This window comes from Pseudomonas sp. 18175 (genome assembly GCF_050432925.1).
In the GTDB taxonomy this organism is placed as follows: domain Bacteria; phylum Pseudomonadota; class Gammaproteobacteria; order Pseudomonadales; family Pseudomonadaceae; genus Aquipseudomonas.
The window spans coordinates 233,321-244,813 of sequence record NZ_JBKFTO010000003.1 but is presented as its reverse complement, the minus strand read 5'-3'; the positions used below and the strand labels follow the sequence as shown (position 1 = coordinate 244,813).

Genomic DNA, 11,493 nt, shown 5'->3' with positions numbered 1-11,493 from the left:
CCTCTCCCACATTGGGTTTTGTGGTGTGCCAGGTGTTACTGCGCGTCGAACGCCTGGCCATTAATGCCGGTACTGTCCGGCCCCATCAGGTACAGGTACACCGGCATGATCTCTTCCGGGGTTGGGTTGTCCGTCGGGTTCTCCCCCGGATACGCCTGGGCCCGCATGCTGGTGCGCGTGGCACCTGGGTTGATGCTATTGGCGCGCACCGGTGCGACGGTGTCGAGCTCATCGGCCAGGGTTTGCATCAGGCCTTCAGTGGCGAATTTCGACACCCCGTAAGCCCCCCAATACGCCCGGCCCTTGCGCCCGACGCTGCTGGAGGTGAACACCACCGATGCGTCCTGGGACAGCTTGAGCAGCGGCAACAACGTGCTGGTCAGCATGAACATCGCATTGACGTTCACGTGCATCACCCGCATGAAGTTCTCGCCGGACAACTGTTCGATTGGCGTGCGTGGGCCGATGATTGAGGCGTTGTGCAGCAGGCCGTCGAGGTGGCCGAACTCCTTTTCGATCATCGCCGCCAGCTCATCGTATTGATGGGGCAGGGCGGTCTCCAGATTGAACGGGATCACCACCGGCTGAGGCTGGCCCAAGGCTTCGATTTCGTCATACACCTGGGCCAGGTTGGCTTCGGTCTTGCCCAGCAGCAGCACGGTGGCGCCATGGGCGGCATAGGTTTTCGCCGCTGCCGCACCGATCCCGCGACCGGCGCCGGTCACCAGGATGACCCGGCCTTTGAGCAGTTCTGGACGTGCAGAGTAATCAAACATAAATAGCCTCGACAAAATTCACAGTGATACAGCTCTCAATTTGGAATCCAATTCCTGTGGGAGCTGGCTTGCCTGCGATAGCGGTCTCTAAGCTGGCATGTGTGCTGGCTGACACTGCGCCATCGCAGGCAAGCCAGCTCCCACATTGACCTCAGTGTTTGCAGGATCTTCGAGCCATCAGCAACTGCACAACGCGTTATCCAGCACCTTACGCAGTTCCAGCGGGTGATCCACCACCACATCCGCACCCCAGTGACGCGGGTTGTCATCCGGGTGGATATAGCCGTAGGTCACCGCTGCGGTGCGGGTACCGGCATCGCGACCGGACTCGATGTCCCGCAGGTCGTCACCCACGAACAACACGCTGGCCGGGTCGAGGCCGAGCATCTTGCACGCCAGGATCATCGGCTCCGGGTCCGGCTTGCTGTTTTTTACATGGTCCGGGCAGATCAGCAGCGCCGAACGCTCTGCCAGGCCCAGTTGCTGCATGATCGGTTCGGCAAAACGCAGGGGCTTGTTGGTGACCACGCCCCAGATCAGCTTGGCTTTCTCGATGTCTTCCAGCAGCTCGGCCATGCCCTCGAACAGTTTGCTGTGCACCGCGCAGCCTTTGACGTAGCGCTCCAGGAACTCCAGGCGCAACTCTTCAAAACCTGGCGATTCCGGGTCCATCGAGAAGGTGACTGCGACCATCGCCCGCGCACCGCCGGAGATTTCATCGCGGATATGCTGGTCGTTGATCGGCGCCAGGCCGCGCTCGGTGCGCATGGCCTGGCAGATGGCGATAAAGTCTGGCGCGGTGTCCAGCAAGGTGCCGTCCATGTCGAAGAGAACTGCTCGCAACTTCACAGGCTTACTCCTCGCGCAGGGTCTGGATCATGTAGTTGACGTCCACGTCGTTGGCCAGCTTGTAGTGCTTGGTCAGCGGGTTGTAGGTCAGGCCGATGATGTCCTTGACGGTCAGCCCGGCCTGGCGGCTCCACGCGCCCAATTCGGAAGGGCGGATGAATTTCTTGAAGTCATGGGTGCCGCGCGGCAGCAGCTTCATGATGTATTCGGCGCCGATGATCGCGAACAGGTAGGCCTTGGGGTTACGGTTGATGGTGGAGAAGAACACCTGGCCGCCGGGCTTGACCATGCGGAAGCAAGCGCGGATCACCGAGGATGGGTCGGGCACGTGTTCCAGCATCTCAAGGCAGGTCACCACGTCGAATTGCTCGGGCATCTCTTCGGCGAGGGCTTCGGCGGTGATCTGGCGGTATTCCACGCTCACGCCGGATTCCAGCTGGTGCAATTGGGCCACGGCCAGTGGCGCTTCGCCCATGTCGATACCCATCACGGTGGCGCCGCGTTGGGCCATGGCTTCGCTGAGGATGCCGCCGCCACAACCCACGTCCAGCACCTTTTTGCCAGCCAGGTTGACGCGCTCGTCAATCCAGTTGACCCGCAGCGGGTTGATGTCGTGCAGCGGCTTGAACTCGCTTTCGCGGTCCCACCAGCGGTGAGCCAGGGCTTCGAATTTGGCGATTTCGGCGTGGTCGACGTTGCTCATGGTGAATCCTCTAAATCTGATAAATCGGTTTGTCGGTCCTGAATAGGTGCATTCAAGGCCGGCGTTATTCGTGGTGCCCGCTGATGCGTTTGCCCCAGGCAATGGCCGTGGCGGTCAACTGTTGTTCATCCATGCGGGTCAATTGCCGGTCGTCGAGCAACTGCTTGCCGGCGACCCAAAGGTGTTTCACGCAATCACGTCCAGTGGCATATATAAGCTGTGAGACCGGATCGTAGATCGGTTGTTGCGCCAGCCCCGACAAGTCGAAGGCGACGATATCCGCAGCCTTGCCCACTTCCAGCGAGCCAATCTCGCTTTCCAGGCCCATGGCGCGCGCACCGTTGAGCGTAGCCATGCGCAAGGCGCGGTGGGCGTCCAGGGCGGTGGCGGAGCCGGCGACGGCCTTGGCCAGCATCGCCGCTGTGCGGGTTTCGCCTAGCAGGTCGAGGTCGTTATTGCTGGCCGCGCCATCGGTGCCGATGGCCACGTTGACGCCTGCTTGCCATAAGCGCTCAACCGGGCAGAAGCCGCTGGCCAGTTTCAGGTTCGATTCCGGGCAATGAACGATGCTGGTGTTGCTTTCTACCAGCAAAGCCAGGTCGTCCTCGCTGATTTGGGTCATATGAACGGCCTGGAAGCGCGGGCCCAATAGTCCAAGACGCCCCAGTCGCGCTAATGGCCGTTCGCCAGTTTTCTCGACAGCTTGCTGCACTTCGAAGGCGGTTTCGTGAACGTGCATCTGGATCGCGGCGTCCAGCTCTTCGGCAATGACGCGGATTTTCTCCAGGTTTTCGTCGCACACGGTGTACGGCGCGTGGGGGCCGAAGGTGATCTTGATGCGTGGGTGGTGCTTGAGGTCGCCGAACAATTCGATGCCCTGGCGGATCGCCTCATCGGCGCTGCTGGCGCCGGGGATCGGGAAGTCGAGCACCGGAATCGCGATTTGCGCGCGCATGCCGCTGTTGTGTACGCAGTCGCTGGCGACCTTGGGGTAGAAGTACATATCGGAGAAGCACGTGATGCCGCCCTTGAGTTGCTCGGCAATGGCCAGGTCGGTGCCATCACGTACAAAGGCTTCATCGACCCACTTGGCTTCGGCGGGCCAGATGTGTTTTTCCAGCCAGGTCATCAGCGGCAGGTCGTCGGCCAGGCCGCGAAACAGGCTCATTGCCGCATGCCCGTGGGCGTTGATCAGGCCGGGGCTGAGCAGCATGCCCGGCAATTCACGTGTTTCAGTTGCTTTGAGTTTAAGCGCCGCTGCCCGAGGGCCGATAAACGCAATGCGTCCGTCGCGGATGCCCAGGCCGTGTTCCTTGAGCACCACGCCGGCGGGTTCGACGGGTACCAGCCAGGTTGGCAGTAACAATAAGTCGAGTGGAGCGGCAGTGGCGATCATCGAAGGCTTCTTCCCAGGCAGCTATAAAAGAAGGCCGAAGTATACCCGAGCGTCCTGGCTGGCGGATCGCTATAATCGGCGGCTTTTGTTCATGAGTGCGGAGTAGGGAATGCGCGATCGACTGTTGGCTGCGGAGAAAGTAAAGGCCATCGATTGGCGCGATGGCGTGCTGCACCTGCTCGATCAGCGTGCCTTGCCGGCCCGGGAAACCTGGGTGGCCTGCTCCACGGTGGATGAAGTGGCAGCGGCCATCCGCTCAATGACGGTGCGTGGCGCACCGGCCATCGGTATCAGCGCGGCCTATGGCCTGGTGCTTGCGGCGCGTGAACGGATAGCCGAAGGCGGTGACTGGCAAGCTGCGTGGGAAGAAGACTACGCACTATTAGCTGATACCCGTCCGACCGCCTCGAACCTGTTTTGGGCCCTCAAGCGCATGCGCGACCGCCTGGACCGGGTCAAGAAGCACGCCGATCCGCTGGCGGTGCTGGAGGCGGAAGCCATTGCCATCCATGAAAGTGATCGCGAAGCCAATCTCACCATGGCCCAGTTGGGCGTGGAGTTGATTCGCAAGCACCAGGGTAATGCCCAGGCGATTCTGACCCACGGCAATGCTGGCGCTTTGGCTACCGGTGGAGTGGGTACAGCGCTTGGTGTCATTAGGGCGGCGTTTCTGGAAGGCATGGTCGAGCAGGTCTACGCCAACGAAACCCGGCCCTGGCTGCAAGGCTCGCGGCTGACCGCCTGGGAGTTGGCGGGCGAGGGCATCCCGGTGACGGTGAATGCCGACTCGGCCGGGGCCCACATCCTCAAGACCAAAGGCGTGACCTGGGTGATCGTCGGCGCCGACTGCATTACCGCCAATGGCGATGTGATCAGCAAGATCGGCACTTACCAACTGGCGGTGTGCTCCATGCACCATGGCGTGCGCTTTATGGTAGTGGCGCCGAGTTCGACCATCGATTTGATGATGGCGACTGGCGATGACGTGGCGTTGGAAGAGCGTGATCCGGGTGAGTTGCTGGAGATCGTTGGGCAGCGCTTGGGGGTGGATGCGTTCAACCCCGTGTTCGACGTAACGCCTGCTGATTTGATCGATGTGATCGTGACTGAGAAGGGCATTGTAGAGCGCCCGGATACAGCCAAATTGGCCAAGTTGATGTGCCGCAAGCGTCTGCATTGAGGGCGTTGGTGTCTGCTGGATTGCCTTCGCGAGCAAGCCCGCTCCCACATTTTGAATGTATTCACAAATCAAATGTGGGAGCGGGCTTGCTCGCGAAGGGGCCTTTAAGTCAATAAATTCTTCGGATCTACCCTCAAAAAACAAGCTGGATCCTTCTCTAAGCCCCTCTCGTCCCCCTCAAGCCTGTCACCCGTCAACTAACTATGCTCCATGCGCATCAGGGGGATAGGTGCGTGGCGGCGATTGTGATAACATCCGGCGGTTTCCAGGGTTGCCCCGAGGGGCTGCCCATAACGCGCAGATCCGTGTCATAACTCGTTGATTTGTCGTAAGTCGTTGTCAGGCACCGTGCCGGCAGCGGCGAGCTTCGTTCGTCCCATATGGATGTGACGAGGTTTCACCCGAAAAAGGAATCAGGCTTCTCATGGGCGAACTGGCCAAAGAAATCCTCCCGGTCAATATCGAAGACGAGCTGAAACAGTCCTACCTCGACTACGCGATGAGCGTAATTGTCGGTCGGGCACTGCCTGATGCGCGCGATGGCTTGAAGCCCGTGCACCGGCGTGTGCTGTTCGCGATGAGCGAGCTGGGTAACGACTGGAACAAGCCGTACAAGAAATCTGCCCGTGTTGTCGGTGACGTGATCGGTAAGTATCACCCTCACGGCGACACTGCGGTGTACGACACCATCGTTCGGATGGCCCAGCCGTTTTCCCTGCGCTACCTGCTGGTAGACGGCCAGGGCAACTTCGGTTCGGTCGACGGCGACAACGCCGCGGCCATGCGATACACCGAAGTGCGCATGACCAAGCTGGCGCACGAGCTGCTGGCCGACCTGCATAAAGAAACCGTGGACTGGGTGCCGAACTACGACGGCACCGAAATGATCCCGGCTGTGATGCCAACCCGTATTCCCAACCTGCTGGTCAACGGTTCCAGCGGTATCGCCGTGGGCATGGCGACCAACATCCCGCCGCACAACCTCGGTGAAGTCATCGACGGTTGCCTGGCCCTCATCGACAACCCTGAGCTGACCGTCGATGAGCTGATGCAATACATCCCAGGTCCAGACTTCCCGACTGCCGCGATCATCAACGGTCGTGCTGGCATCATCGAAGCCTATCGCACCGGCCGTGGCCGCATTTACATGCGCGCCCGCTCGATGATCGAAGACATCGACAAGGTCGGTGGCCGCCAGCAGATCGTCATCACCGAACTTCCTTACCAGTTGAACAAGGCGCGTCTGATCGAGAAGATCGCCGAGCTGGTTAAAGAGAAGAAGCTTGAAGGCATCACCGAGCTGCGCGACGAGTCCGACAAAGACGGTATGCGCGTGGTGATCGAACTGCGTCGTGGCGAAGTGCCTGAGGTGATCCTCAACAACCTCTACGCCCAGACCCAGTTGCAAAGCGTGTTTGGTATCAACGTGGTTGCACTGATCGACGGCCGCCCGCGCATCCTGAACCTCAAGGATCTGCTGGAAGCCTTCGTGCGTCACCGCCGTGAAGTGGTCACCCGCCGTACCGTGTTCGAACTGCGCAAGGCCCGCGAGCGCGGCCACATCCTGGAAGGCCAGGCAGTTGCGCTGTCGAATATCGACCCGGTGATCGCCCTGATCAAGGCCTCGCCAACCCCGTCGGAAGCCAAGGAAGCGCTGATCAGCACGCCTTGGGAATCCAGCGCTGTGGTCGCGATGGTTGAACGTGCCGGCGCCGACTCGTGCCGTCCGGAGACCCTGGACCCGCAATACGGCCTGCGCGAAGGCAAGTACTTCCTGTCGCCGGAACAGGCCCAGGCCATCCTGGAGCTGCGCCTGCACCGCCTCACCGGTCTGGAGCACGAGAAGCTGCTGGCCGAGTACCAGGAGATCCTCAACCAGATCGGCGAGTTGATCCGCATCCTCAGCAGCGCCGTGCGCCTGATGGAAGTGATCCGCGAAGAACTGGAAGTGATCCGCGCCGAATACGGCGATGTGCGCCGCACCGAGATCCTCGATGCGCGCCTCGACCTGACCCTGGGTGACATGATCCCGGAAGAAGAGCGCGTGGTAACCATCTCCCACGGTGGCTATGCCAAGACCCAGCCGCTGGCTGCGTACCAGGCCCAACGTCGTGGCGGTAAGGGTAAATCGGCTACTGGCGTGAAGGATGAGGACTACATCGCTCACCTGCTGGTCGCCAATAGCCACACCACGCTTCTGCTGTTCTCCAGTAAAGGCAAGGTGTACTGGCTCAAGACCTACGAGATCCCGGAAGCCTCCCGTGCCGCCCGTGGTCGTCCGTTGGTCAACCTGCTGCCGCTGGACAGTGATGAATACATCACCACCATGCTGCCGGTTGAGGAGTACACCGAAGGTCACTTCATCTTCATGGCGACTGCCAAAGGCACCGTGAAGAAGACGCCGCTGGAATCCTTCAGCCGTCAACGCAGCGTGGGCCTGATCGCCTTGGAGCTGGACGAAGGTGACGTATTGATCAGCGCGGCTATCACCGATGGCGAGCGTGAGGTCATGCTGTTCTCCGACGGTGGCAAGGTCACGCGCTTCAAGGAATCCGACGTTCGCGCCATGGGCCGTACCGCCCGTGGTGTGCGCGGCATGCGTCTGCCAGAAGGGCAGAAGCTGATTTCGATGCTGATCCCTGAAGAAGGCAGCCAGATCCTTACCGCTTCCGAGCGTGGTTATGGCAAGCGCACTGCTATCAGCGAGTTCCCGGAGTACAAACGTGGCGGCCAGGGCGTGATCGCCATGGTCAGCAACGACCGCAACGGCCGTCTGGTTGGCGCGGTGCAGGTGCTGGATGGTGAGGAGATCATGCTGATTTCCGACCAGGGCACTTTGGTTCGTACCCGTGTGGATGAAGTGTCGAGCCTGGGTCGTAACACCCAGGGCGTGACCTTGATCAAGCTGGCCAGCGACGAGACGTTGGTAGGCCTGGAGCGCGTTCAGGAACCATCGGAAGTCGAAGGCGAGGAGCTCGAAGGTGAAGCGTTTGAAGGCGAGGTGATCGCAGCAGGCGATGACAACGTCGACGAGCCAACCCTCGACGCTGCCGCAGACGAAGAAGAACCGCAGGAATAAGCGGACACACAGGGGGCGGATGAAGATTCGCCCCCTTGTTGTTTGTCCGGATGGAAATATCGATACCCATGGAGATCTGGTGTGGGAGAGGGTTTGTGTGGGAGCGAGCAAGCCCGCTCCCACACAAGCCCGCTCCCACATTGGATCGGGTGTCGCCTGATATGTTTGCGTGACTACCACCAGATCAGAGTGAGATTGGATGTGAGCAAGAGAGCCTATAACTTCTGTGCCGGTCCCGCGGCGCTTCCTGAAGCAGTCCTGCAGCGTGCGCAGGGTGAACTCCTCGACTGGCATGGAAAAGGCCTCTCCGTGATGGAAATGAGCCATCGCAGCGATGAGTTCGTGTCCATTGCCACCAAGGCCGAGCAGGATCTGCGCGACTTGCTGGACATCCCCTCCAACTACAAAGTGCTGTTCCTGCAAGGCGGCGCTAGCCAGCAGTTCGCCCAGATCCCGCTGAACCTGCTGCCGGAAGACGGCACTGCCGACTACATCGACACCGGCATCTGGGGCCAGAAGGCCATTGAGGAAGCTTCCCGTTACGGCAACGTCAACGTGGCAGGCACTGCCAAGCCTTACGACTATTTCGCCATTCCCGGTCAGAACGAGTGGAAACTCTCGAAGGACGCGGCCTACGTCCACTATGTGCAGAACGAGACCATCGGCGGCCTGGAATTCGACTGGGTGCCAGAAGTGGGTGACGTTCCGCTGGTGTGCGACATGTCTTCGGACATCCTCTCGCGCCCAATTGACGTGTCCAAGTACGGCATGATCTACGCTGGCGCCCAGAAGAACATCGGCCCGAGCGGCATCCTGGTCAACATCATCCGCGAAGACCTGCTGGGTCGCGCCCGTTCGCTGTGCCCGACCATGCTCAACTACAAGGTCGCGGCTGACAACGGCTCGATGTACAACACCCCGCCGGCATTCGCCTGGTACCTGTCCGGCCTGGTGTTCGAGTGGCTCAAAGAACAGGGCGGTGTGGCGGCCATGGGCAAGCTGAACGAAGAGAAGAAGCGCACCCTGTACGACTTTATCGACGCCAGCGGCCTGTACAGCAACCCGATCAACCTCACCGACCGCTCGTGGATGAACGTGCCGTTCCGCCTGGCTGACGATCGCCTGGACAAGCCGTTCCTGGCCGGCGCCGACGCCCGCGGCCTGCTGAACCTCAAGGGCCACCGTTCGGTCGGTGGCATGCGCGCCTCCATCTACAACGCTGTCGACATCCACGCGATCAACGCGTTGGTGGCCTACATGGCAGAGTTCGAAAAGGAACACGGCTAATGTCTGAGCAAGAACTCAAGGCCCTGCGGGTACGCATCGACAGCCTGGACGAGAAAGTCCTTGAGCTGATCAGTGAGCGCGCACGCTGCGCCCAAGAAGTGGCACGGGTGAAGATGGCATCCCTGGCGGAAGGCGAAGTGCCGGTGTTTTACCGGCCTGAGCGTGAAGCCCAGGTGCTCAAACGCGTGATGGAGCGCAACAAAGGGCCGCTGGGTAACGAAGAGATGGCGCGGTTGTTCCGTGAAATCATGTCCTCGTGCCTGGCCCTGGAGCAGCCGCTGAAAGTGGCGTACCTCGGCCCGGAAGGCACCTTCACCCAAGCGGCCGCCATGAAGCACTTCGGTCATGCCGTGATCAGCAAGCCGATGGCTGCGATTGATGAGGTGTTCCGCGAAGTAGCGGCCGGTGCGGTGAACTTTGGCGTGGTGCCGGTGGAAAACTCCACCGAAGGCGCGGTCAACCACACGCTGGACAGCTTCCTTGAGCACGACATGGTGATCTGCGGCGAAGTCGAGCTGCGCATCCACCATCACCTGTTGGTGGGCGAGAACACCAAGACCGACAGCATCAGCCGTATCTACTCCCACGCCCAGTCCCTGGCCCAGTGCCGCAAATGGCTGGACGCCCATTACCCGAATGTCGAGCGCGTGGCGGTGTCCAGCAACGCCGAAGCGGCCAAGCGGGTCAAGGGTGAGTGGAACTCGGCGGCCATCGCCGGTGATATGGCTGCGGGCCTGTATGGCTTGACGCGCCTGGCCGAGAAAATCGAGGACCGCCCGGACAACTCCACGCGCTTCCTGATGATCGGTAACCAGGAAGTGCCGCCGACCGGCGACGACAAGACCTCGATCATCGTCTCCATGAGCAACAAGCCCGGCGCGCTGCATGAGTTGCTGGTGCCGTTCCATGACAACGGGATTGACCTGACACGCATCGAGACGCGTCCTTCGCGCAGCGGTAAATGGACCTACGTGTTCTTTATCGATTTTGTTGGCCATCATCGCGACCCGCTGGTCAAAGGTGTGCTCGAAAAGATCAGTCAGGAAGCCGTGGCACTCAAGGTGCTGGGCTCTTACCCGAAAGCGGTTTTGTGAGGCGTTAACATGAGTGGCAACTTCCTCGCCCTGGCACAGCCGGGCGTGCAACAACTGTCGCCTTACGTTCCGGGCAAGCCTGTGGACGAGTTGGCGCGTGAGTTGAATCTGGATCCGTCCAAGATCGTCAAGTTGGCGAGCAACGAAAACCCGCTGGGTCCTAGCCCTAAAGTGCTGGCGGCGATTCGTGAAGAGTTGGCCGAGCTGACCCGTTACCCCGATGGCAACGGCTTTGCCCTCAAGTCGCTGCTGGCGGAGAAGTGCCGGGTCGAGCTGAGCCAGGTCACCCTGGGTAATGGCTCCAACGACATTCTTGAGTTGGTCGGCCGCGCTTACCTGGCGCCTGGCTTGAACGCCGTATTCAGCGAGCACGCGTTTGCCGTGTACCCTATCGTCACCCAGGCAGTGGGTGCGGATGCGCGGGTTATTCCTGCCAAGGACTGGGGCCACGACCTGCCGGCCATGCTGGCGGCCATCGACGCCCAGACCCGTGTGGTCTTCATCGCCAACCCGAATAACCCGACCGGCACCTGGTTCGACTCACAAGCGTTGGACGACTTCCTGCAGGATGTGCCTGAGCATGTGCTGGTGGTGCTGGACGAGGCCTACATCGAGTATGCCGAAGGCAGCGACCTGCCCGACGGCCTGGATTTCCTGGCGGCTTACCCGAACCTGCTGGTGTCGCGCACCTTCTCCAAGGCTTACGGCCTGGCGTCGCTGCGGGTCGGCTATGGCCTGTCCACAGCCGTCGTCGCCGACGTGCTGAACCGCGTGCGCCAACCGTTCAACGTCAACAGCCTCGCCTTGGCGGCGGCTTGTGCGGCGGTGAAGGATGCCGACTACCTGGAAGAAGGTCGTCGCCTCAACGAAACCGGCATGCTGCAGTTGCAGGAAGGCTTCCGTGAGTTGGGCCTGGGCTGGATTCCATCCAAGGGCAACTTCATTTGTGTCGATCTCGGCCAAGTGGCGGCCCCTGTGTTCCAGGGCCTGCTACGCGAAGGCGTGATCGTGCGTCCGGTGGCCAATTACGGCATGCCGAATCACCTGCGTATCACCATCGGCTTGCCGGCAGAAAACACCCGCTTCCTGGAGGCGCTGGCCAAGGTTCTGGCCCGTGGTTGATGTCACT

Annotated in this window: 9 protein-coding genes; 5 read left to right on the top strand and 4 right to left on the bottom strand. The window is 60.8% G+C overall.

The features are described from left to right. Window positions 1-35 precede the first annotated feature (35 nt). The 4 genes from ACLD1Y_RS06135 to ACLD1Y_RS06120 all read right to left on the bottom strand — a co-directional run bounded on the left by ACLD1Y_RS06135 (window position 36) and on the right by ACLD1Y_RS06120 (window position 3,724). A complete protein-coding gene (locus ACLD1Y_RS06135; protein ID WP_429476351.1) occupies window positions 36-776 on the bottom strand; it encodes a YciK family oxidoreductase in 741 nt (246 codons plus the stop codon). 177 nt (window positions 777-953) lie between these two features. Further along, window positions 954-1,625, bottom strand: coding sequence for an N-acetylmuramic acid 6-phosphate phosphatase MupP (gene mupP / locus ACLD1Y_RS06130; RefSeq protein ID WP_429476349.1), 672 nt, complete (start codon window positions 1,623-1,625; stop codon window positions 954-956). 4 nt (window positions 1,626-1,629) lie between these two features. After that, window positions 1,630-2,328 carry a bifunctional 2-polyprenyl-6-hydroxyphenol methylase/3-demethylubiquinol 3-O-methyltransferase UbiG gene (gene ubiG, locus ACLD1Y_RS06125; RefSeq protein ID WP_003189760.1) on the bottom strand — a complete coding sequence of 233 codons (699 nt, stop codon included), beginning with the start codon at window positions 2,326-2,328 and terminating at the stop codon, window positions 1,630-1,632. Between the two features lie 64 nt (window positions 2,329-2,392). Continuing rightward, a complete protein-coding gene (locus ACLD1Y_RS06120) occupies window positions 2,393-3,724 on the bottom strand; it encodes a TRZ/ATZ family hydrolase (protein WP_429476347.1) in 1,332 nt (443 codons plus the stop codon). Between the two features lie 109 nt (window positions 3,725-3,833). Here ACLD1Y_RS06120 and mtnA point away from each other — a divergent pair, with 109 nt between their 5' ends. The 5 genes from mtnA (at window position 3,834) to hisC (ending at window position 11,486) form a co-directional block, all read left to right on the top strand. After that, a complete protein-coding gene (gene mtnA, locus ACLD1Y_RS06115; protein ID WP_429476345.1) occupies window positions 3,834-4,904 on the top strand; it encodes an S-methyl-5-thioribose-1-phosphate isomerase in 1,071 nt (356 codons plus the stop codon). Between the two features lie 424 nt (window positions 4,905-5,328). Then, entirely contained in the window at window positions 5,329-7,983 is a 2,655-nt protein-coding gene (gene gyrA / locus ACLD1Y_RS06110) for a DNA gyrase subunit A (protein WP_429476343.1), read from the top strand. A 201-nt stretch (window positions 7,984-8,184) separates the two neighbouring features. Then, window positions 8,185-9,270, top strand: a complete 1,086-nt coding sequence (gene serC / locus ACLD1Y_RS06105) for a 3-phosphoserine/phosphohydroxythreonine transaminase (RefSeq protein WP_185708720.1) — start codon at window positions 8,185-8,187, stop codon at window positions 9,268-9,270. Beyond that, a complete protein-coding gene (pheA, locus tag ACLD1Y_RS06100; protein ID WP_034096534.1) occupies window positions 9,270-10,364 on the top strand; it encodes a prephenate dehydratase in 1,095 nt (364 codons plus the stop codon). The genes serC and pheA overlap by 1 nt, the downstream gene beginning before the upstream one ends. 9 nt (window positions 10,365-10,373) lie before the next feature. Continuing rightward, window positions 10,374-11,486: a histidinol-phosphate transaminase gene (gene hisC, locus ACLD1Y_RS06095; RefSeq protein WP_429476341.1), complete on the top strand. Its 1,113-nt coding sequence runs from the start codon at window positions 10,374-10,376 to the stop codon at window positions 11,484-11,486. Window positions 11,487-11,493: the final 7 nt, after the last annotated feature.